This is a genomic window from Actinoallomurus soli (genome assembly GCF_024055715.1).
In the GTDB taxonomy this organism is placed as follows: Bacteria; Actinomycetota; Actinomycetes; order Streptosporangiales; family Streptosporangiaceae; genus Actinoallomurus; species Actinoallomurus soli.
In genome coordinates, this window is record NZ_JAMXMV010000013.1 from 237,542 (window position 1) to 257,410 (window position 19,869).

Here is a 19,869-nt window from a genome sequence, read left to right on the forward strand (position 1 = left end):
GGGGCGCCTCGGCGTTCAGCCGGCGGTGCGCTCGCCGAGGGGACGGCGCCGCGCCGACAGGTCGGTCAGGGCGGGCGACCGCCAGGCGCCGTCCGCCCGGTACAGGTCGGTTCCGGGAGGCACGATCTCGTCGATCCGGTCGAGCGTCGCGTCGTCGAGGGTCAGCGCGGCGCCCGTGAGCGTGGCCCGAAGCTGCTCCATCGTCCGGGGACCGATGATCACCGAGGTGATGGCCGGGTGCGCGGCGGGGAAGGCGACGGCGAGCTCGGGCAGGGTGCACCCGAGGTCGGCCGCGAGCTCGATGAGCCGCTCGACGGCCTCGTACTTCGCGGTGTTCTCCGGGAGGGCGGGATCGAAGCGCCCCGGGGTCAGCGCGGGACGGCCCGTGGACAGGTCGACGGTGCCGCCCCTGCGGTACCTGCCGGTGAGGAAGCCCGAGGCGAGCGGGCCCCACGTCATCACGCCCATCCCGAGCCGGCGGCAGACCGGCAGCACCGACGCCTCGATCCCCCGGGCGAGCAGCGAGTACGGCGGCTGCTCGGTCCGGAACCGTCCCAGGCCACGGTGCTCGGCCACGTGGTGGGCCTCGACGATGTCCTCGGCGGGGAACGTCGAGCAGCCGAAGGCCCGGATCTTGCCCTGGCGCACCAGGTCGGTCAGCGCGGAGAGCGTCTCCTCGATGTCGGTGGTGTGGTCGGGGCGATGGATCTGGTAGAGGTCGATCCAGTCGGTCCGCAGTCGGCGGAGGCTGTCCTCGACCTCCTTGACGATCCAGCGCCGGGAGTTCCCGCCCCGGTTGGGTCCCTCCCCCATCGGGAAGTGCACCTTGGTCGCCAGCACCACGTCGTCGCGCCGCCCCTTCAGGGCCTTGCCCACGATCTCCTCCGACTCCCCCGCGGAGTACATGTCGGCGGTGTCGATGAAGTTGACCCCCTCGTCGAGGGCGGCGTGGACGATGCGGGCGCACTCGTCGTGGTCGGGGTTGCCGACGGCCCCGAACATCATGGCGCCCAGGCAGTGGACGCTCACCTGGATGCCGGTGCCGCCGAGAACGCGGTAGCGCATGGATCATGCTCCTTCTCGAGGAAGCGCTCGAACGTCGATCGTCGCGAGGGTGGCCGCGACGGTCACGGCTCCGCGGTCCGTACGGGCCGGCGGTGCCGTGACCGCCGTACCTTAGGAGCTAGAGTCGGCTCTAGATCAAGATCCGGGTGCGCCCCGGCCGAGCGGTCCCCGCGAGTGCGAGCGCGACGGCGAACGGCCGGTCTGCGCGGCGGACGGCCCGCCGGACCATCAGCCTGCGGCTCTGCGCGTCCGGTCGGCCGGAGTGTCCGCGACGGCTTCGCCCCTGGCCCCGGCGGCCGTTTCGGGCGGGCTGACCTCGGCCAGCAGTCCGTCGAGTGACAGGTCCAGCACCCCGGCGACGGCGACGACCGTGAAGAAGGCCGGGGTGGGGATACGGCCCCTCTCGATCTTGCGCAGAGTCTCCGGGGAGATGCCGGCCCGGAGTGCCACGTCGGTGATGCTGCGCGAACCCCTGGCCTCGCGCAGCAGCTCGCCCAGCCGTTCCCCGCGCAGGCGGTCGGCGATCGACAACGGTTCGCGTACCATGAGCCCAATACTAATACCGGTATAGTTATTTGGACTTGAGGAGGCAGAAGTTGATCGAGCTCAAGACCGCCGGCGAGGTCGAGACCATGCGCGAGGCCGGCCGGGTCGTCGCGGCGGTGCACACGCAGGTCCGCTCGTACGCGACCGCCGGGGTGTCCCTGCGCGAGCTCGACGAGCTGGCCCGCCAGATCATGCACGAGGCCGGGGCCGGATCGTCCTTCCTCGGCTACCACCCCTCGTTCGGCGCCACTCCCTACCCCGGCGTGATCTGCACCTCGGTGAACGAGGTCATGCTGCACGGACTGCCCACCGGCTACCGGCTCCGTGACGGCGACCTGCTGAGCATCGACTGCGGCGCCCACATCGACGGCTGGCATGCCGACGGGGCCGTCAGCTTCTGCGTCGGCGAGGCCCGCCAGGGCGACGGCGACCTGATCGCGACGGCCGAGCGCATGCTGGCCGCCGGGATCGAGCAGGCCGTGCCGGGCGCGCGGCTGGGCGACATCGGCCAGGCCATGTCCCGCATCGGCCGCGCGGCCGGGTACGGCATCCAGAACGACTTCGCCGGCCACGGCATCGGGCGGGCCATGCACGAGGAGCCGTGGGTGCCCAACGAGGGCCGTCGAGGGCACGGCCTGAGACTCCGCTCCGGCATGGTCATCGCCATCGAACCCAGCCTGATGGCCGGCGGCGATGACGACTACGCGATGGCCGAGGACGGCTGGTCCCTGGTCAGCGGAGACGGCAGCCGCACGGTCCACGTGGAGCACTCGGTCGCCGTCACCGACGACGGACCGGTCATCCTGACCCTCCCCTGACGCCCGGCGACGCCGACGGCGGTACGAACGCTCAGGCGGGCGCCGGCGCGGCGCGGAGCCGGTCGACGATCACGGCGCGGGCGGCCTTGCCCTCGGGCGTCGGAGTGAGCGGATAGACGTGCACGAGGCCCGGGGCCTCGTGGAACTCGAGGTCGATCCCGGCCTCGGCCGCCTTGCCGGCCAGCAGGTGCGCGTCGGGATTCAGGATGTCCCGGGTGCCGCAGAACATCGTCACCGGCCCCAGCCCGCGCAGGTCGGCGTTCAGCGGGCTGACCCGCGGATCGGTGATGGGCAGGTCGCCGCGCCAGTGCTCGGCGAAGACCCGTCCGCCCGCGCGCCCGAGCCACGGGTCGCTGGGCTGCACGGCGTCGATGCGGGGATTGGCGAAGGTGAGGTCGAGCGCGGGCGAGATCAGCACGGTCCGCGGCAGTGTCACCTGGTGGCGGTCGCGCAGGAACACCGCGGTCGACAACGCGATCTGCCCGCCCGCGGAGTCACCGGCCAGGCACGCGGTGCCATGCTCCTCCCGCCCGGCCAGCACCAGGTCGGCGACGCGCCCGACGACCTCCCCGGCGGTCCCGTACGGGATGAGGGGATAGATCGGCAGGAGCACGGTCGTTTCCGCCTCGGCGGCGATCTGCGCGGCGAGCCGCCAGTGCTGGGAGACGATCTCGTTGACCCATCCTCCGCCGTGCGCGTACACGACGCAGCCCCGGGGCCGGCCGCCGTTCGGGGTGAGGGTGTAGACCGGCCACTCATGCGGCCGCCGCACGGACACCGTCACGTCCGCGCGGAGCCGTCGGGGCGGCCCGTACGGCTGCGGGCGGAGCGTCCGCTCGCGGAGGTGGTCCCGCGCCCCCTCCGCCGTGACGTACGGCCGGTTCATCCGCCTGACGCGGACGTAGCCGGAGACGAGCCGGCTGCTCACGCTGACCAACGTTCCCCACCGTCCCTTCTGATCCGCGGTGTTCCCCGGCCTCAACGAGGCTCGTCGTCAGGCGGGGACCCGGGGCCCCGGTAGGGCAGGGTCTGGCTGTAGACCACGCTGGTCGTGGTGCTGCCGAACTGCGCCAGCTCGTCGACGAGGCGTTCGAGGTGGGCCATGGATCCGGCGGCCACCTTGAGCGTGTAGCAGTCCTCCCCGGTGGTCCGCAGGCACTCCAGGACCTCCGGGCGCCGTTCCAGCAGCCGGTGCAGCGGCTCGTGCCGGCTGCCGGGATACTTCAGCCGCACGACCGCCAGGACGGCGTAGCCGACTCTCGCCAGGTCGACGTCGGCGCGGTAGCCCGTGATGACCCCGAGGGACTCCAGTCGCCGGACCCGATCCGTCGCCGCCGACGCGCTGAGGCTGACCCGGCGGCCGAGCTCGGCGAGGGGGACACGCCCGTCGCGCTGCAGCTCGGTCAGGATCGCCCAGTCCGTCGCGTCGAGATCCTCGGTCATTCCGCCAAGATACCGGCGTATCCACGGGACCAGGCGGCATACGCCGTGGATCGTCTCTTCCCGGTCCCCCGAGGCCCTCGATAGTTTCTTCTCATGCGAGTCGGGGTGAATGTTCCCAACTACGGGCCGGGGACCCGTCCGGAGGTGCTGCGGCGCTGGGCGCGGACGGTCGAGGCCCTCGGATACGACCTGTTGACGCTGTCGGACCACCTCGTGGTGACGCCGGACGTCGCGGCCCAGTATCCGGCGCCGTTCTACGAGCCCTTCACCGCGCTGTCCTGGCTGGCGGGCGTGACCGAGCGGATCCGGCTCGGCACCTCGGTGGTCATCGTGCCGTACCGGCATCCCCTCCTGCTCGCGCGAATGGCCGCCAACCTGAACGAGCTGAGCGGGGGTCGGCTCGTCCTCGGCGTGGGCGTCGGCTGGGCGCGCCGGGAGTTCGAAGCCCTCGGGGTGCCCTTCGAGCGGCGCGGCGCGCTGACCGACGAGTACCTGCGGGCCGTCCGTACCGCGTGGGCGGAGGAGAAGGACTACCGGAGCGGGTCGATCCCGATCTGGGTCGGTGGCAACAGCACGGCCGGCATCCGCCGGGCCGTGCGCCTGGGCGACGCGTGGCATCCGCTGCGCGACCTGACCCCGTCCGGGCTGCGCGCGTCGGTGCAGCGGATGAACACCGTCGCCGGCGAGCTGGGACGTCCCGTGCCCGCCCTGGCGCCGCGCATCCTTTTGCGGCTGACCGACTCCCCCGTCACCGGTGCGGACCGCCGGCTCGGCGAGGGCTCGATCGGGCAGGTCGTCGGCGACCTGGAGACGCTGCGCCTGCTCGGCGCCGACACCGTCGTCCTCGACCCGTTCCTCGGTGATCCGGCCGAGACCCTGCATCCGCAGACGGCCTGGAGCGCGCTCGCGACCGTGGCCGACCACTGGAACCTGGACTCACGACCATGACGAACGGAGCGACGATGACACCTGAGGACGAGCGGTTCCTGCGCCGGGCCATCGAACTCGCCGCCGTGGCGACCGGGAAGGGGGACGCCCCGTTCGGCTCCCTGCTCGTCGGTCCGGCCGGTGAGGTGCTCGCCGAGGAGCACAACACCGTGATCAGCGACCGTGACATCTCCGCGCACCCGGAGCTGAAGCTGGCCCGCTGGGCGGCCCGTGAACTGGACCCCGCCACCGCGGCGGCGACCACCATGTACACCAGCTGCCAGCCCTGCGGGATGTGCTACGGCGGCATCCAGCGCTCCGGACTGGGCCGGGTGGTGTTCGCGCTGTCCACCGAGCAGTTGGACGCACTGAAACCGGGCGGCGGCTGGCCGGTCGTGCCGCAGGAGGGTCCGGCGCTGTTCGACGAGGCCCGCGTCCCGATCACGGGCTTCTACGGCTGAGGGGCGCGTGTGCGCGGATGAGACACCGCGGGCGCGCGGCGGCAATACGATCATGTCGTGCTCAAGCCGGATTACCCGATCGTCACCGAGCGTCTCCTCCTGCGCCCCTACACTCCCGAGGATCTGGACGCCCTGCACGACATCCAGTCCCGGCCGGAGGTCGCCCGCTACCTGTACTGGGACGCCCGTGGCCGCGACGAGGTCCGCGAGGCGCTGCAGCGGAAGATCGCCTCCTCGGTGATCGGCGACGAGAACGGCGGGCTGCAGCTGGCGGTGGTCCTCCCGGAGTCCGGCACCCTGGTCGGGGACGTCGTGCTGATGTGGACCAGCCGGGAACACCGGCAGGGCGAGATCGGGTACGTGTTCCACCCCGACCACGGCGGCCGCGGTTACGCCACCGAGGCCGCCGAGGTGATGCTCCGGCTGGGGTTCGAGGGGCTCGGCCTGCACCGCCTCGTCGGGCGCCTCGACGGCCGCAACACCGCCTCGGCCCGCGTGCTGGAGCGCCTCGGCATGCGCCGCGAGGCGCACCTGATCCAGAACGAGATCGTCAAGGGCGAGTGGACCGACGAGGTGATCTACGCGATGCTCAAGGACGAGTGGCGGGCCCGCGCGTGAGCACACGCCTGCGCCGGTACGCCGCCGACAACGCCCGGATCGTCGCCGACGGCGAGTACACCACCGCGGACGGCACCGTCGTCGTCATCGCCCCGGCGCTGGAGGCCGCGATGGCGGGCACGGTCGGCCACTCCCCGGACGGGCCGATCCCGCCGCCGCCCCCGGCCGGGCCCGGGCACCGGACGCGCTTCGAGGTGACCGCGGAGGGCAGCCTGCAGGCGGCCCGGCGGCTCCACGGCACCGGCACCGGCACCGGCACCGGCACCGGCACCGGCACCGGCACCAGCGTCGGCATGAGCGGCGGCCGGATCGCCGTGCTGAACTTCGCCTCGGCCCGCAACCCCGGCGGCGGATACCTCGGCGGAGCCCGCGCGCAGGAGGAGGACCTTTGCCGGCACTCCCTGCTGTACCCGTGCCTGCTGCGCGCCCCCGAGCACTACGAGGCGCACCGCGCCTCCCGCGACCTGCTCTACAGCGACCGCGTCATCTGGTCCCCCGACGTCCCGGTGCACCGGGGGAACGACGGGAGCCTGCTGCCCGAGCCGCACCCGGTGTCGTTCCTGACCTGCCCGGCGCCCAACACCGGCGAGGCGCTGCGCCGGGACCCGGCCGTGGCGGACCGGATCCCGGAGGTGCTGCGCGCCCGGGCGCGGCGGGTGCTGTCGGTGGCAGCCCATCACGGCACGCGCCGGCTCGTCCTTGGCGCGTGGGGGTGCGGGGTGTTCCGCAACGACCCGCGTCAGGTCGCCGAGGCGTTCCACGCCCACCTGGCGGCGGGCGGGGACTTCGCGGCCGTCTTCGACCACGTGGTGTTCGCGGTGTGGGACCGCGCGCCGGACTCGGCCAACCGCGCCGCGTTCGCCGCGTGCTTCGCCGCCGAGACCGGCGCGGCACGACCGGCCTGAGGTTCCCCGCTCCCGCGGTTCACCAGGGGTAGGTCCCGCCCTCCTCGCTCAGGAACACTCCGCTCGGGACGTCCCCGGTGACCTGCCGGGCGATGGACGCCCCGCCCTCCGCGGCGCTCAGCCGGCCGCGGTGGCCGTTCAGGTCGGTCGCGCAGAAGCCCGGGGACACGGCGTTGACGGTGAAGCCACTGTCCCGCAGCGCGTTCGCGTAGATCAGCGTCACCGCGTTCAGCGCGGCCTTGGAGGAGTTGTAGGCGAGCAGGTTCGCGTACGGCCGCAGGTCCGGGTCCGGGTCGGCGAGGAAGGAGAAGGTGCCCAGCCCGCTGGAGACGTTGGCGATGTAGGGGGCCGTTGACCTGCGCAGCAGCGGCAGCATCGCGTTCGTGACGGCGACGACGCCGAACACGTTGGTCTCATAGACCTCGCGCAGCGTCGCGACGGGAAGCTCGGCCGGCGGATGCGGCCGGTCGCGGCTGACGTCGGCGTTGTCTGCACCATCCCCTCGTGGGCCGGCTCGACCTGGACTGCGAGGCGCTGCACGACCCACACCGCGATCAGTGGACGATCTTCTACACGGCCGCGCCGGGGACCCCTTCGCATGAGGCGCTGAAACTGCTGAAGGTCATCGGCACCCAGGATCTGGCCGTACGGACCCCCGGCGACTGACGGGCACCGTCCGCGCCGGCCGGGGGCGTGGCCGCGGAACTACGGCCGATCGTCCCCTGGGGCCGGCGTGGGCGCCGGCGCCATCGGCCCGGTGCCCGCGCGCCGTTCGAAGGAGAGCAGGTGCCGCTTGCGGTGCAGACCGCCGCCGTACCCGGTGAGGTCGCCGGAGGATCCGACGACGCGGTGGCACGGCAGGATGATGCCGATGGGGTTCCTGGCGTTGGCCAGCCCGACGGCGCGGGCGGCGGTGGGCCGGCCGATCCGTTCGGCCAGCTCCCGGTACGAGACGGTCCGCCCGAAGGGGATCTCCCGCAGCGCCGCCCAGACCCGTTGCTGGAACGCCGTGCCGACCGGCGCGAGCGGCAGGTCGAAGACGGTGCGCCGGCCGGCGAAGTACTCCTCCAGCTGGCCGATCACCGCGCCGAACGGCGCGGGATCACGCTCGCCGAAGGTGTGCTCCTCCGGCCGGTACCGCTGCCGGTCCATGTACAGGCCGGTCAGGGCGCCGTCGGCCGCGACGAGGGTCAGCGGGCCGACCGGGCTGTCCATCACGGTGTGCGAGCGGTGGGACATCAAGGCTCCTCTCGGGTCAGGCGGGCATCCGGTTGACGGCGTGCTCGCCGGTCGCCCACAGGTACTGCACCGCGTACGCCCGCCAGGGACGCCAGGCGGCGGCGTGCCGGGTGAGGGCGGCCGGGGTGACCGGCAGGCCGAGCGTGCGCGCCGCCGCGCGTACGCCCAGGTCGGTCGGGGTGAACGCGTCCGGGTCGCCGAGCGCGCGCATCGCGATGATCTCGACGGTCCAAGGGCCCAGCCCCGGCAATGCCGCCAGCCGCTCGCGGGCCCGTCCCCAGTCGCTGCCGGCGCCCAGGTCGATCTCCCCGTCCGCCAGCGCCCCGATCAGCGTGGTCAGCGTCGTACGGCGGGCGCGGGGGAACGCCAGCGTCTCCGGGTCCAGGTCCGCGAGCGCGTCCACGTCGGGGAACAGGTGGGTCAGACCTCCCTCGGGGTCGTCGACGGGCTCACCGTGGGCGGTGACCAGGCGGGCCGCGTGGGTACGGGCCGCCGCCGTCGACACCTGCTGGCCCAGCACGGCCCGTACCGCGAACTCGGCGGGGTCGACGGTGCGCGGCACGCGGCGGCCGGGGTCCTTGTCCACGTGCGGGGCCAGCACGGGGTCGGCGCGCAGCAGGTCGTCGACGGCGACCGGGTCGGCGTCCAGGTCCAGCAGCCACCGGCAGCGGCTGATCGCGATGGCCAGGTCCCGCAGGTCGGCCAGGTGCAGCCGGCAGGCGATGTGATCGGGCGTGGGCCGCAGCGCGACGACGCCATGGCCGTGGGGCAGCCGCAGAGTGCGCCGGTACGCGCCGTCGCGCCACTCCTCGACGCCGGGCACGCCGGTCGCCGCGAGGTGGCCGAACAGGTTGTCCGGGCACAGCGGCGCGCGGAACGGCAGCCGGACCGACAGGGCCCCCGACGTGGCGGCGGGATGCCCGCGGGAGACGCGGTCGCGCAGTTCGGTCGGGGACATCGCGAACACCTGGCGCACCGTGTCGTTGAACGCCCGGACGCTGGCGAACCCCGAGGCGAACGCCACGTCGCTCATCGGCAGGGAACTCGTCTCGATCAGCAGGCGGGCGGTCTGGGCGCGCTGCGCGCGGGCCAGTGCGAGCGGGCCGGCGCCGAGTTCGGCGCGCAGTTGGCGTTCGACCTGACGGGTGCTGTAGCCGAGCCGGGCGGCCAGGCCCGGCACGCCCTCCCGGTCGATGACGCCGTCCGCGATGAGCCGCATCGCGCGGGCGACCAGGTCCGCGCGCTCGTTCCACTGCGGCGAGCCGGGGCTGGCGTCGGGGCGGCACCGCTTGCACGCGCGGAATCCGGCCTGCTGGGCCGCCGCGGCGCTGGGGAAGAACCTCATGTTCTCCGGTTTGGGCGGCACCACCGGGCAGCTGGGCCGGCAGTAGATTCCCGTGGTCAGCACCGCGGTGTAGAACCATCCGTCGAATCGGGCGTCCTTGGACTGCACGGCCCGTACGCAGCGCTCCACGTCCTCATGCATGCGACAAGCATCCCCGGTGGACAGCGTGCCGCGCTCGCGGGAATCCGACATCATGCTGCGCCCGCCCGGTTCCCGGCGGGCGCGGGACGGCTCGGCCCGGACGGCGCCGACTACCATCTGAGGATGCCGACCACGGGGGAACGCCCACGTCCCGACCTGCCCTGGACCGGGCGGCCCGGGCGCGCCGACCTCATCTGCTGGGCCGGGATCGCGCTGAGCGGCCTGTACGCCCTGGCGCTCATCCCGCTGCGCCCGGTGCTCATCGGCCGGAACCCGGTCCTGCTGGAGTTGCTCACCGGCAGCATGACCTCGATCGTCACCGCCGGGGCGTTCGCCCGCGTCGGCCAGGCGTCCCTGGTCCTGGCGATGGCCGCCGCCGTCCCCGGGATGATCGTGTTCGACCCGTTCTTCTGGTGGGCGGGCCGGCTGTGGGGACGCGGCATGCTCACGTTCGTGGCCGGGCGCGGCGGCCGGGGCGACCGGATGATCGCCCGCGCCGAGCGCCTCGGTCGCCGGCTCGGCTGGGTCGGCGTCCTCATCTCCTACTACCTGCCCGTCCCGGCGGCGCTGCTGTTCGTCATCGCGGGCTGGACGGGGATGCGCCTGGTGACGTTCGTGCTGCTCGACGCGGCCGCCGCGCTGCTGTGGATCGGCATGCTCATCGGCCTGGGCTACTTCCTGGGCCAGGACGCGGTCGACGTCGCCAAGACCATCTCCCACTACGGCACCTGGGCCTCGATCGCCCTGGTCGTCGGCGTCATGGTCGTCCGGAGCGTACGCGGCCGCCGCGCCGCCGCTTCCGCGCCGGCCGCCGAACCGGCGGACGTCACCGCGGACCGCTGACGTCTCAGTGCGGCGGGGGCGGCGGGGGCGGCGGGGGCGGCAGGGAGTCCAGGCCCGGCGCCGACTCTGGCCAGACCAGCAGGACGCGGCAGGGGGCGTGGTCGACGACGAACCGCGTCGGCGGGGCCAGGCTGCGCGGCCCCAGCCGGTCGCGGGCGCCGTCGCGGGCGCAGATGAGCAGGTCGGCGTCTTCGGCGGCCCGTACGACCTCGTGTTCGACGCGGCCGTGCCGGGCCTGGCTCGCCGCGTCCCGGCCGAGCCGTTCGGCGGCCGCCGCCAGCAGGTCGGCCGCGGCGGCCTGTGACAGCGCCTCGAGCCGGACACCGGGGTCGCGTCCGCGGCGGCCCCGCCCGAGCAGGCCGGTGTAGGCGTGGTGGGCGGCCGCGGCGACCGTGTCGTCCGTCACGTGCAGCAGCGTCAGGTCGGCCTCGGCGGGCACCAGGTCACGGGCGGCGTCGACGGCGGCCTCCCAGGTGCCCTCCGCGACCCAGATGATCACCTTCACGCCCGATCAGCCTCCGATCGTCGTCAGCACTCCCCACAGTGCCACGGTCGCGGCCACCAGCGTGGCCGGAACGGTCACCAGGCCCAGCCGGGTGAACTCCCCCAGCCCCGGCTCGGCGTCGTGCTCGCGCAGGATCCGCCGCCACAGCAACGTGGCGAGGGAGCCCACGTAGGTCAGGTTCGGGCCCAGGTTCACGCCGATCAGCACCGCGAGCACCGGTCCCGGCCCCTGGGGCGCCACCAGCGGCAGCATCGCCAGCACGGCGGGCAGGTTGTTGATCAGGTTGGCCAGCAGCGCCGCCAGGGCCGCCACCGCCAGCAGCGCGAGCAGGCTTGATCCGTGCGGCAGCACACGGTCGGCCGCCCGGTCCAGGCCGTTCACGACCACCGCCTTGACGACCACGCCCAGCGCCAGCACGAACAGGCAGAACAGCGGACCGGCCGACACCACCACGCCGCGGACCGTGGTCCGCCGCCGCCGGAGCGCACGGGCCGCCAGCACCAGCGCACCGGCCAGCGCCGCCCATGCCGGGTTCACCTCCGCGAAGGAGGTCACCACGAACCCCGCCAGCGTCAGGGCCAGCACCACGACCGTGAACACCGGCACCCGCGGCCGCTCGACCGGCCGCTCCCGGCCCGGCACGACGGCCAGATCACCGCGGAAGAACCAGCGGAACACCGCGTACTCCACGGCGATGACCACCAGCCACGGTACCGCCATCAGCCCGGCGAACCGCGCGAACGACAGCCCGCTGGCCGCGAACGCCAGCAGGTTCGTCAGGTTCGAGACCGGCAGCAGCAGCGACGCGGAATTGGCCAGATGGGTGCAGGCGTACACGTACGGGCGGGGCCGCACCCCGACCCGCGCGGCGGTCGCGAACACCACCGGCGTCAGCAGCACGACCGTGGCGTCCAGGCTCAGTACCGCCGTGATCAGGGAGGCGACCGCGAACACCCCCGCCAGCAGCCGCACCGGCCGCCCATGGCAGACGCGGGCCACCAGGTCCCCGGCCGCCGTGAACAGCCCCTCGTCGTCGCACAGCTGCGCCAGCGCCAGCACCGCCGCCAGGAACCCGACCACCGGCAGCAACGTGCGCGTCTGCGCCCACGCCTGCGAGGGGGACACCGCGCCGGCGGCCATGAGCATCCCGGCCGCGGGCACGGCCGCCACGGCCTCCGGCAGCCCGCGCGGCCGGGCGACGGCGAACACCAGCACCGCCAGCAGCAGGAGGACCGCGAGGGTCTCGGCGACGACGGTGTGCAGCACGGCCTCCCGGGTGGCGAACGGTACGGCCCGTCCCGATGCCGTCCCCGCGGACCACCAGCATCTCACCCCCCTGATCACCAGAAGGGCCCGCCCCGGGTACCGTTTCGCCCCGTGAGGACCTACCTGGAGGAGCTGTTCTCCCTCGACGGCCGTGTCGCGCTGGTCACCGGCGGCAGCTCCGGCATCGGGCGGGCCATCGCCGTCGCCCTGGGCCGCGCGGGCGCCCGGGTCGTCCTCCTCGCCCGCCACGAGCCCGGACTCCGCGACACCGCCGCCGAGCTTGAGTCCCACGGCCGCCCCGCCGCGTACGTCACGGCCGACCTCGCCGACCGTGCCCAGGTGCACCGGGCGGCGGAGGAGGTGGTCGTGCCGTTCGGTGAGCCCGACATCCTGGTCAACTGCGCCGGGATCAACCTGCGGCCCCCGATGGACGAGCTCGACGAGCGGACCTGGGACCGTACGATCGCCGTCAACCTCGACGCGCCGTACCTGCTCGGCCGGAGGTTCGGGCCGGGCATGGCCCGCCGCGGCCACGGCCGCATCATCAACATCGCCTCCCAGCAGTCCTTCCGCGCCTTCGCCAACAGCGGCGCCTACGGCGCGTCCAAGGGCGGGCTGGTCGCCCTGACCCGCTCCCAGGCCGAGGCGTGGTCGCCCCGGGGCGTGTGCGTCAACGCGCTGGCGCCCGGCTTCGTCGTCACGCCCCTGGTCACCCACATCCCCGCCGACCGCCGGGACGCGATGGCCGAGCGGACCCTGATCGGCCGCAACGGCGTTCCCGGCGACTTCGCCGGCGCCGCGGTGTTCCTCGCGAGTGCCGCGTCGGCCTACGTCACCGGCCAGTCGATCTTCGTCGACGGTGGCTTCTCCGCCCACTGACGGGTGGGGCGTGCCTCCGCGCGGGGAGCGGGATCAGGACAGGAGCGCGGCGACCGCGTCGACGACCGCCTGCCGCCGGGCCGCCGTCGAATGGCCGGCGACGACCGCGTCGAACTCGGGCACGTTGGAACTCCAGAAGCCCGACAGGTGGATGACCAGCCCGAGCAGCACGTCCGCCGGGAAACGCGCCGGCAGCACTCCCCTGGCCTGCGCGTCGGCGATGGCCCTGACCTTGGCCTCGTTGCTCTCCACCACGATGGGGAGCAGGTCGCCGGTGCCGGCGCGCTCCAGCCGGTACCAGGTGGCGATCCGCTGCACCCACGGGCGCCGCTCGTAGGAGTCGAACAGCCGGCCCGCGTACTCCGGGAGGTTCTCCGCGTCGATCGGCACCGCGCCGACCGTGTCGCGGCACATGTCGTCGAAGACGGCGTCGAACAGCCCGTCCTTGCTGTCGAAGTAGTGGTAGATCTGCGCCTTGTTGCTCCGGGCTGCGGCCGCGATCCGCTCCACCCGGGCGCCCGCGATGCCGTAGGCGGCGAACTCCTCCCGTGCCGCCTCCAGCAGCCGTCTCCGAGTGGCCTCCGCGTCTCTGCTCATAACGGGAACATCTTAACCGACCGTTTAGTTGACAGGCACGCCGAAGCGGGCTTAGCTGTAACTAATCAAACGGTTAGTTAGTTCCTCTCCTGGAGTCCCCATGTCCTCCTCCTCTTCTCTGGTCCTCCTCGTCAGCGGGGCCTCGCGCGGCCTCGGCCGCGAGATCGTCCGTACCGCCCTCACCGCCGGGCACCGCGTCGTCGCCGGGGCCCGGCAGGCGTCCGCGCTGGACGACCTCGCCGCCGAGCACGGCGAGCGGCTCACCGTGGTGCCCCTCGACGTCACCGACGACCAGGCCGCCGAGGCCGCGGTGGCCACCGCGGTCGACCGCTACGGCCGGCTGGACGTCCTGGTCAACAACGCCGGCTACGCCAACGTGGCCTCGATCGAGGACGCCGACTTCGACGACTTCCGCGCGCAGGTCGACACCAACCTGTTCGGCGTCGTCCGGCTGACCCGCGCGGCCCTGCCGGTGATGCGCGAACAGCGGGCCGGGCACATCATCCAGGTCTCCTCCGTCGGCGGCCGGCTCGCCACCCCGGGCCTGGGCGCCTACCAGACCGCCAAGTGGGCCGTCGGCGGCTTCTCGTCGGTGCTCGCCGGAGAGGTCGCGCCCCTCGGTATCAAGGTGACGGTCCTGGAACCGGGCGGCATGCGCACCGACTGGGCCGGCTCGTCGATGCGGATCGACCCGATCCGTCCCGAGTACGCCGAGACCGTCGGCCGCATGGCCGCCATGCACGGCGACGGGCGGGTCACCATGGCCAGCGACCCCGCCAAGGTCGCCGGGCTGGTGCTCGAGGTCGCCGCGCTGGAGGAGCCGCCGCTGCGGCTGCTCGTCGGCACGGACGCCTACACCTACGCCACCCAGGCCGGCCGGAACCTGCTGGCCGAGGACGAGCGCTGGCGTCACCTGAGCGAGTCGACGACGGCCGACGACGCCACGGCGCAACACCTGGACCCCCTCGGCCGTCACTAGGTGTATTGACCACGGACCGTGCCGGCCGGCCGTTCGGGCGCCCACTCATGTCAATCGGCGTCCAACCGCCGAGCCGCGTCCAACAGCAGCGCACCGAAGTCGTCATAACGAAAATCCTCAGGAAGGCTGCCGTCGCCGGTGAACCACTCGTACGCGGCCCACTCACCGTCCTCCGCTGCGTCGCCGGGATACAGCAGCCAGCAGACGCCGGGACCGCCATCGTCTCGTGCGATCAGCAAGCTCCGCTCGAGGATCTCGTCCGCTGCGGCGCCGAAGCTCCAGGCTTCCACGAGATCGGGGTCGCGTTCGGGGAGCCACCCGATCTCGTCCACGTTGAGCAGATCGACATAGTCGACATAGCCAAAGCCGTTGCTCGCCATCAGGAAGTTCCGGTACGTCGGCGGCAGTCGAGTGCCGAGCCGCTCTTCAGCGGCCACGACCGCATCCGCACCGGCCGGCGCGTAGCCGATCCATCCCTCGCGTTCGACGTGACTCCTGACGAACCTTCCGGCCCCGTTCTCCTCGAGCTGACGCAACGAACGCGAGTTGTCCAGGAACTTCGAACTGTAGTCACGTAGGAACGCGCGCCACTCGGTGACGCTGAAGGAACGAAGGTCCACGTTTGAACTCCTTCGGCGAGCATGCTCGGCGCGGCGTGTTCTTCAGATCACCAGGCAGGTTCCACTCCGGAACACGCCGGACGAGTCAGCCCCGGTTCATTCGGAAATGAGTAGCAAGATATACGCCACGTCGATCGAACGTGGCCGGTCATGCCTGACGGCCCGGGAGCATCGCGAGCGCCTGCGATCGCTGGGCGACCAGCTCGTCGTAGGTGCCGTCACGCTCGGCCCACCGGTGCATCAGCACGCCCTTGACGAGGATCTCGCGCGGAGTGGGGTCGGCCTTGAGCAGGTCCATCACCTCGGTGACGAACTCGCTCAGGTCGAGCGCGCGGGGGTTGAGCTTCGCGTGCTCCGGGGTGAGGGCGACGGCCGGGGGAACCAGTTCGGCGACCTCCACGCCGGTGCCGTCCAGCTGTGCGCGCAGCGCCTCAGAGTAGGCGTGCACGGCGGCCTTGGAGGCGGCGTAGGTCGGCATGGGCGGGAACGGCAGGAACCCGATGCCCGAGGTGACCGTGATGAAGGTGCCGGCGCCGCGCCCGATCAGGTGCGGGGTGAACGCGTCGATGACGCGGATGGTGCCGAGGAGGTTGGTGTCGATCGTCTGCTGCGCGACACTGAAGTGCGCGGGATCACGCAGGTCCTCGAGGATCATGACCCCGGACATCGTCACGACCGTGTCGAGGCCCGGATGGCTCTGGAGGATCGTGTCGCGGGCCCGGTCGACACTGTCCTGGTCGGTCACGTCGATGGGAACGGTGGCGAACCCCTCGGCCGCGAGCTCGTCCAGCAGGTCGGTCCGCCTGCCGCCGATGATGACGGCGCTGCCGGCCGCGGTGAACCGGCGGGCCAGCTCCAGGCCGATTCCCGAGGTGGCGCCGGCGATGAAGACGGTGCGATTGGTGATGTCCACTGATTGCTCCTAGTCGGTCCGGTACAGCGACGCCTTCAGTGTCGATCCGGCTCCCGGCGGGAGGCAGTACCCCCGTCTTCCCGGGTCCTGGCAGGGCCCCCCTGGCCGGCGGAACCCTGAACTACGCTGCGGGACATGAGTGACGACCGCGCCAACCTGCTCGGCGACTACCTCCGTGCCCGGCGGGCACTGGTCACCCCCGAACAGGCCGGGCTGGCGGCGGGCCCGAACCGCCGGGTCCCCGGATTGCGCCGCGAAGAGGTCGCCATGCTCGCGGGCATCAGCGCCGACTACTACCTGCGGCTCGAGCGCGGCCGTGACAAGAACCCCTCACCGCAGGTCCTCCAATCCCTCGCGCGGGTTCTGCGCCTCGACGAGATCGAACAGGCGTACCTCCTCGACCTGGCGGCCCCGCGCCCGAAACCACAGCGGCGCCGTAGGCCCGAACGCGTGCCCGCGCGCTTGCACCAGCTGCTGGCCGGCGTGCAGGTCCCCGCGTTCGTGGAAGGACGCGCGTTCGACGTGCTCGCGTCCAACCGGCTGGCGGTCGCGCTCTCCCCGCGCCTTCAGCCCGGCTACAACCGTCTGCGGTCGCTGCTGCTCGACCCGGAGGAGCAGGCGTTCCAGCATGACTGGACACGCTCTACGGAAGGGTTCATCGCCGCCTTCAGGAAGTCCGTCCGCGACGACATCGACGACCCGCGATTCGTGGAACTGGTGGGTGAGCTCGCTTTGTCGAGCGAGCGGTTCCGGACGCTGTGGGCGCGCCACGACGTCCGCAACCTCGACGGCGGCACCACCATCGTGAACCATCCCGTCGTCGGCGAACTGCACCTGCACCGGGACAAGCTGCCGGTGGACGACCTGCTCCTGGTCCTCTACTACGCCGATCAGGGCAGCGAGAGCGACGACAAACTCCGCCTCCTCGCCTCCATGGCCCAGACGCCCGACCTCACCGAACGACCACCTCGAACCCCACGGTGACCGGCCCGCCGGGCCTCGGCCTCACGCCTCCGGAACCCGGCCGAGCCAGGCCTGCAGCGCCCACCGCCACCGCAGCGCGTCGGCCAGCGCCTCCCCCGGCGGGACCGGATCGGCGAAGCCCGTCAACGCCGCCAGGCGGCGCAGCCGGTGCTTGACCGTGTTCGGATGCACATGCAGCGCGGCGGCGGTCTGGTCGGCGCGGCCCCCGTGATCCAGGTAAACCACGGCCGTCTCGGCCAGCAGCCGGTGGAACTCATCCGCCGCGTCCAGGCCGGCCAGCCGCTCGCGGGCCAGCAGCTCACCCAGCGCCGGGTGGGCGTCCAGCGCGACCGGGACCGCCAGCGCCGTCAGCTCCCACAGCCCCTCCAGGCCCCGCCGCCGCGCCGAGGCCAGCGCCGTCCGGCCCAGCCGGTACACCTCGGCCAGCTCCCCCGGCCGTACCGCCGGCCCGGCAACGACGAGCGTCGCCGCGGCGGCGGGCAGGCGGGTCGTCACCGCGCACAGCCGCCCGTCCACCAGCCCCGACACCCCGTCGGCCAGACCCAGCGCGGCCTCGACCCGCCGCGCCTCCCGCGGGTCACCGACGTCGGTGACCAGGCAGTGGTAGCGCCGCCGTACGTCCAGGCCCGCGTCGGCGGCGCACGACACCGGACCGCCGCCCAGCAGGTCCCGCAGCGCCTGCACGCGCGCCGCATGCGCGGAGTGCGCCAGGCTCAGCTCCGTCTCCCGGAACGCGTGGATCAGCCGGTTCTGCAGCCCGTTCGCGTACGCGTCGAGCTCCAAGAGCTCCTCGATCAGCGCGTCCAGGGACACCCCCGCCGACCGGGCCTCGTCCAGCAGCCGCGTCATCACGTGCGAGCGCGCCGCCTGGAACCCCTCCAGCAACGCCGCCAGCGGCACCCCCTGCAGCGCCCGGTCCGTGGCCAGCCGGTCCGCGACCCGCGCGTCGTCCTCGTTCAGCCCCGACTCGTCGATGAACGCCGCCGACACCACCGCCAGCAGCGCCGCGATGTGCCGCCGGACCTCCTGCACCGGCAGCGCCGCGATCGGCGGGGACTCCGTACGGGCCGCCTCCACGACCGCCTCCAGCGTCCGCGGGTCGGCGCGCATCCGCTCCATCAGGCGGCGGAGCACGGCGCGTTCGGCCATCGTCGTCTCCCGGTACGGCGCTGGGCGGCACGGGAGAAAAGCCTCCCGTGCCGCCCAGTGTGGACCGATCAGCTCGCCGGCGTCAGGGCCGCGATCGCCTCCGGGGCCGCCTGCCCGATCCGCTCCCGCTGCGGGAACGTCCCGACCGGCACGCGGGCGACCTCCGTCGCCGTCGCGTAGTCGACCACCGACACGGCGTTCGCCTTGCTGAGCGAGACGAAGCAGCGCCTGCCGTCGACGCTGCTGGTCCCCCAGTACGGCAGGCTGTCCGTCGGGTAGTTCACGAACCCCTTCGTCGACAGGTCCGCGGTGTTGACGATCGCGGTGTAGTCGTCGATCGTCCCGACGTCGCACAGCTTCGAACCGTCCCCGGACAGCGCCAGGCCGTGGTGCGCGGAGTTCTGCGGGTAGTCGTCCGGCTTCAGCGCCTGGCCGTGCGCGCTGTAGGGCATCGTGACGGTCGCGACGATCTTCGACTGCGCCAGGTCGTACTTGATGAAGCCGTTCAGGTAGGACTGCTGGGTGTAGAAGGTGTTGCCGTCCGGCGCGATGAGGTTCGGCCGGATCCCGTGCGGGAGGTTCCAGGTCTTGACGACCTTGAGCGTCGACGCGTCGACCTTCGTCAGCTGGAAACTGCCCTTGAGCAGTTCCAGCGACTGCGGCAGCGACGTGATCCCGATGCTGGAGTTGTAGATGTACTTCCCGTCGGCCGTGTAGTCGTTCTGATGCGGGTACGTCCCGGTGCCGAACCTGCCGACCACGGAGCCGGTCGCGGTGTCCAGCACCTCGGCGACCTGCGCCGTCGTCGCGGAGATGACGTACCGCGTGCCGTCCGGGGACAACGCCGCGTGGTCGGCGTGGAAGCCGTCCAGCCGGGTGTGCCACAGCTGCCGCCCCGACACCAGGTCGAACGCCGCCGCGTCGTCGAGGTTGCCGCGCGAGACGTACAGCGTCCTGCCGTCCGGGGACAGCTGAACGTCGTCGACGAACCGGTCACCGCCCTCGATCCCCTTGACCGTCTCGTACCCGGCCCGCTGGATCGGGTCCATCTCGTTCAGCCGCTGCTGCAGATCCCCGATCACGTTGAACGACCCGAGATTCTGGTACGTGTGCCCGTCGATGAAGCTGACGCTGCCGGACTGACTGTTGCCGACCAACAACACGTCCCGTAGCCCGGCCGCACCGGCCGACCCCACCGGAACGGACAGCGCCGCGGCCGTCGCCGCGCAGACAACCAGGGCTTTGAGTCTCCTGCCGGACATCTCGTCTCCTCACGAACCGCCGTCGTCGAAACGGGAGTGCGCCTAAGTCTGAGTACGGGACGCGCCGCCGCACAGATCGCCACAGCCAACGTCGCGAGGTCCCGATGTCGCCCACCGACAACCGGCTACATGGCCGGGAACCCGGCCCACACGACCGTACGGTCCCCCCTTCCGAAGGCGTCGGCAACGAATTCTGGGGCAGCCGAATTCCCCACGCTATGTAGCGATCATCGGCGAGGGGACTGTACGGTTTTCGGTGTAACTCCTGATCAAGGAGTTACACCCGATGACGACAACTGAAGTGAAGGCGGACGCCGCGGTGGCTGAGCCTGGTAAGCCGGCGAAGGGCAAGGACGCCGGGCAG

The 19,869-nt window shown here is 72.6% G+C and carries 24 protein-coding genes; 10 read left to right on the forward strand and 14 right to left on the reverse strand.

Features of this window, described 5'->3' with window-relative positions:
- Positions 1–15 precede the first annotated feature (15 nt).
- Positions 16–1,065: an aldo/keto reductase gene (locus NDW01_RS29020; protein WP_252826957.1), complete on the reverse strand. Its 1,050-nt coding sequence runs from the start codon at positions 1,063–1,065 to the stop codon at positions 16–18.
- A 228-nt stretch (positions 1,066–1,293) separates the two neighbouring features.
- Positions 1,294–1,611, reverse strand: a complete 318-nt coding sequence (locus NDW01_RS29025) for a helix-turn-helix domain-containing protein (protein WP_252826995.1) — start codon at positions 1,609–1,611, stop codon at positions 1,294–1,296.
- Positions 1,612–1,661: 50 nt separating this feature from the next.
- Here NDW01_RS29025 and map point away from each other — a divergent pair, with 50 nt between their 5' ends.
- Complete coding sequence (map, locus tag NDW01_RS29030) at positions 1,662–2,429, forward strand: type I methionyl aminopeptidase (protein ID WP_252826997.1); 768 nt, start codon at positions 1,662–1,664, stop codon at positions 2,427–2,429.
- Between the two features lie 31 nt (positions 2,430–2,460).
- Here the strand turns inward: map and NDW01_RS29035 are convergent, their stop codons facing one another.
- Positions 2,461–3,357: an alpha/beta hydrolase fold domain-containing protein gene (locus NDW01_RS29035; RefSeq protein ID WP_252826999.1), complete on the reverse strand. Its 897-nt coding sequence runs from the start codon at positions 3,355–3,357 to the stop codon at positions 2,461–2,463.
- A 50-nt stretch (positions 3,358–3,407) separates the two neighbouring features.
- Positions 3,408–3,872 carry an Lrp/AsnC family transcriptional regulator gene (locus NDW01_RS29040; protein ID WP_252787027.1) on the reverse strand — a complete coding sequence of 155 codons (465 nt, stop codon included), beginning with the start codon at positions 3,870–3,872 and terminating at the stop codon, positions 3,408–3,410.
- 93 nt (positions 3,873–3,965) lie between these two features.
- On the opposite strand from NDW01_RS29040, the gene NDW01_RS29045 reads away from it, so the two are divergent.
- From NDW01_RS29045 to NDW01_RS29060, 4 genes are read left to right on the forward strand one after another with little or no spacing between them, the layout of a single operon-like run.
- Positions 3,966–4,820: an LLM class flavin-dependent oxidoreductase gene (locus NDW01_RS29045; RefSeq protein WP_252827002.1), complete on the forward strand. Its 855-nt coding sequence runs from the start codon at positions 3,966–3,968 to the stop codon at positions 4,818–4,820.
- A 14-nt stretch (positions 4,821–4,834) separates the two neighbouring features.
- The gene (locus NDW01_RS29050; RefSeq protein WP_252827022.1) at positions 4,835–5,260 is read left to right on the forward strand and encodes a nucleoside deaminase; all 426 of its coding nucleotides are present in this window, start codon (positions 4,835–4,837) and stop codon (positions 5,258–5,260) included.
- 57 nt (positions 5,261–5,317) lie between these two features.
- Positions 5,318–5,878: a GNAT family N-acetyltransferase gene (locus tag NDW01_RS29055; RefSeq protein WP_252827024.1), complete on the forward strand. Its 561-nt coding sequence runs from the start codon at positions 5,318–5,320 to the stop codon at positions 5,876–5,878.
- The gene (locus NDW01_RS29060) at positions 5,875–6,783 is read left to right on the forward strand and encodes a TIGR02452 family protein (protein WP_252827035.1); all 909 of its coding nucleotides are present in this window, start codon (positions 5,875–5,877) and stop codon (positions 6,781–6,783) included. The genes NDW01_RS29055 and NDW01_RS29060 overlap by 4 nt, the downstream gene beginning before the upstream one ends.
- Positions 6,784–6,802: 19 nt before the next feature.
- Here NDW01_RS29060 and NDW01_RS29065 read toward each other — a convergent pair whose 3' ends face one another.
- Positions 6,803–7,330: an SDR family NAD(P)-dependent oxidoreductase gene (locus NDW01_RS29065; protein ID WP_252827045.1), complete on the reverse strand. Its 528-nt coding sequence runs from the start codon at positions 7,328–7,330 to the stop codon at positions 6,803–6,805.
- On the opposite strand from NDW01_RS29065, the gene NDW01_RS29070 reads away from it, so the two are divergent.
- Positions 7,273–7,449, forward strand: a complete 177-nt coding sequence (locus NDW01_RS29070; protein WP_406567769.1) for an MmyB family transcriptional regulator — start codon at positions 7,273–7,275, stop codon at positions 7,447–7,449. The two genes, NDW01_RS29065 and NDW01_RS29070, sit on opposite strands and share 58 nt — an antisense overlap.
- Positions 7,450–7,488: 39 nt before the next feature.
- Here NDW01_RS29070 and NDW01_RS29075 read toward each other — a convergent pair whose 3' ends face one another.
- Both NDW01_RS29075 and NDW01_RS29080 read right to left on the reverse strand, forming a co-directional pair.
- Positions 7,489–8,022: a methylated-DNA--[protein]-cysteine S-methyltransferase gene (locus NDW01_RS29075; RefSeq protein ID WP_252827066.1), complete on the reverse strand. Its 534-nt coding sequence runs from the start codon at positions 8,020–8,022 to the stop codon at positions 7,489–7,491.
- A gap of 16 nt (positions 8,023–8,038) precedes the next feature.
- Positions 8,039–9,508, reverse strand: coding sequence for a DNA-3-methyladenine glycosylase 2 family protein (locus tag NDW01_RS29080; RefSeq protein WP_252827068.1), 1,470 nt, complete (start codon positions 9,506–9,508; stop codon positions 8,039–8,041).
- Positions 9,509–9,631: 123 nt separating this feature from the next.
- On the opposite strand from NDW01_RS29080, the gene NDW01_RS29085 reads away from it, so the two are divergent.
- Positions 9,632–10,351 carry a DedA family protein gene (locus NDW01_RS29085; RefSeq protein ID WP_252827078.1) on the forward strand — a complete coding sequence of 240 codons (720 nt, stop codon included), beginning with the start codon at positions 9,632–9,634 and terminating at the stop codon, positions 10,349–10,351.
- Positions 10,352–10,355: 4 nt separating this feature from the next.
- Here the strand turns inward: NDW01_RS29085 and NDW01_RS29090 are convergent, their stop codons facing one another.
- Both NDW01_RS29090 and NDW01_RS29095 read right to left on the reverse strand, forming a co-directional pair.
- Positions 10,356–10,856 carry a universal stress protein gene (locus NDW01_RS29090; protein WP_252827080.1) on the reverse strand — a complete coding sequence of 167 codons (501 nt, stop codon included), beginning with the start codon at positions 10,854–10,856 and terminating at the stop codon, positions 10,356–10,358.
- Positions 10,857–10,862: 6 nt separating this feature from the next.
- Positions 10,863–12,122, reverse strand: coding sequence for an SLC13 family permease (locus tag NDW01_RS29095; RefSeq protein WP_252827082.1), 1,260 nt, complete (start codon positions 12,120–12,122; stop codon positions 10,863–10,865).
- 111 nt (positions 12,123–12,233) lie between these two features.
- Between NDW01_RS29095 and NDW01_RS29100 the strand changes: the two genes are divergently transcribed.
- Positions 12,234–13,001: an SDR family NAD(P)-dependent oxidoreductase gene (locus tag NDW01_RS29100; RefSeq protein ID WP_252827102.1), complete on the forward strand. Its 768-nt coding sequence runs from the start codon at positions 12,234–12,236 to the stop codon at positions 12,999–13,001.
- Between the two features lie 33 nt (positions 13,002–13,034).
- On the opposite strand, the gene NDW01_RS29105 is transcribed toward NDW01_RS29100, so the two are convergent.
- The gene (locus tag NDW01_RS29105; RefSeq protein WP_252827104.1) at positions 13,035–13,598 is read right to left on the reverse strand and encodes a TetR family transcriptional regulator; all 564 of its coding nucleotides are present in this window, start codon (positions 13,596–13,598) and stop codon (positions 13,035–13,037) included.
- 100 nt (positions 13,599–13,698) lie between these two features.
- Here NDW01_RS29105 and NDW01_RS29110 point away from each other — a divergent pair, with 100 nt between their 5' ends.
- Entirely contained in the window at positions 13,699–14,577 is an 879-nt protein-coding gene (locus NDW01_RS29110) for an SDR family NAD(P)-dependent oxidoreductase (protein WP_252827124.1), read from the forward strand.
- Positions 14,578–14,627: 50 nt separating this feature from the next.
- Here the strand turns inward: NDW01_RS29110 and NDW01_RS29115 are convergent, their stop codons facing one another.
- Together NDW01_RS29115 and NDW01_RS29120 are read right to left on the reverse strand one after the other, a co-directional pair.
- A complete protein-coding gene (locus NDW01_RS29115; protein ID WP_252827127.1) occupies positions 14,628–15,197 on the reverse strand; it encodes an SMI1/KNR4 family protein in 570 nt (189 codons plus the stop codon).
- Positions 15,198–15,345: 148 nt separating this feature from the next.
- Positions 15,346–16,110 (reverse strand): SDR family oxidoreductase, encoded by a 765-nt coding sequence (locus NDW01_RS29120; protein WP_252827129.1) that lies wholly within the window; start codon positions 16,108–16,110, stop codon positions 15,346–15,348.
- 135 nt (positions 16,111–16,245) lie between these two features.
- On the opposite strand from NDW01_RS29120, the gene NDW01_RS29125 reads away from it, so the two are divergent.
- Entirely contained in the window at positions 16,246–17,094 is an 849-nt protein-coding gene (locus tag NDW01_RS29125; protein WP_252827132.1) for a helix-turn-helix domain-containing protein, read from the forward strand.
- Between the two features lie 21 nt (positions 17,095–17,115).
- Here the strand turns inward: NDW01_RS29125 and NDW01_RS29130 are convergent, their stop codons facing one another.
- Together NDW01_RS29130 and NDW01_RS29135 are read right to left on the reverse strand one after the other, a co-directional pair.
- The gene (locus NDW01_RS29130; protein ID WP_252827141.1) at positions 17,116–18,243 is read right to left on the reverse strand and encodes a PucR family transcriptional regulator; all 1,128 of its coding nucleotides are present in this window, start codon (positions 18,241–18,243) and stop codon (positions 17,116–17,118) included.
- A 68-nt stretch (positions 18,244–18,311) separates the two neighbouring features.
- Complete coding sequence (locus tag NDW01_RS29135; protein ID WP_252827143.1) at positions 18,312–19,505, reverse strand: YncE family protein; 1,194 nt, start codon at positions 19,503–19,505, stop codon at positions 18,312–18,314.
- Between the last annotated feature and the right edge of the window lie 364 nt (positions 19,506–19,869).

Coding starts and splice junctions, on each gene's coding strand:
- NDW01_RS29020 (WP_252826957.1), bottom strand. CDS start 1,065: ATGCGCTACCGCGTTCTCGGCGGCACCGGCATCCAGGTGAGCGTCCAC.
- NDW01_RS29025 (WP_252826995.1), bottom strand. CDS start 1,611: ATGGTACGCGAACCGTTGTCGATCGCCGACCGCCTGCGCGGGGAACGG.
- NDW01_RS29040 (WP_252787027.1), bottom strand. CDS start 3,872: ATGACCGAGGATCTCGACGCGACGGACTGGGCGATCCTGACCGAGCTG.
- NDW01_RS29045 (WP_252827002.1), top strand. CDS start 3,966: ATGCGAGTCGGGGTGAATGTTCCCAACTACGGGCCGGGGACCCGTCCG.
- NDW01_RS29050 (WP_252827022.1), top strand. CDS start 4,835: ATGACACCTGAGGACGAGCGGTTCCTGCGCCGGGCCATCGAACTCGCC.
- NDW01_RS29075 (WP_252827066.1), bottom strand. CDS start 8,022: ATGTCCCACCGCTCGCACACCGTGATGGACAGCCCGGTCGGCCCGCTG.
- NDW01_RS29080 (WP_252827068.1), bottom strand. CDS start 9,508: ATGCATGAGGACGTGGAGCGCTGCGTACGGGCCGTGCAGTCCAAGGAC.
- NDW01_RS29085 (WP_252827078.1), top strand. CDS start 9,632: ATGCCGACCACGGGGGAACGCCCACGTCCCGACCTGCCCTGGACCGGG.
- NDW01_RS29105 (WP_252827104.1), bottom strand. CDS start 13,598: ATGAGCAGAGACGCGGAGGCCACTCGGAGACGGCTGCTGGAGGCGGCA.
- NDW01_RS29110 (WP_252827124.1), top strand. CDS start 13,699: ATGTCCTCCTCCTCTTCTCTGGTCCTCCTCGTCAGCGGGGCCTCGCGC.
- NDW01_RS29125 (WP_252827132.1), top strand. CDS start 16,246: ATGAGTGACGACCGCGCCAACCTGCTCGGCGACTACCTCCGTGCCCGG.
- NDW01_RS29130 (WP_252827141.1), bottom strand. CDS start 18,243: ATGGCCGAACGCGCCGTGCTCCGCCGCCTGATGGAGCGGATGCGCGCC.
- NDW01_RS29135 (WP_252827143.1), bottom strand. CDS start 19,505: ATGTCCGGCAGGAGACTCAAAGCCCTGGTTGTCTGCGCGGCGACGGCC.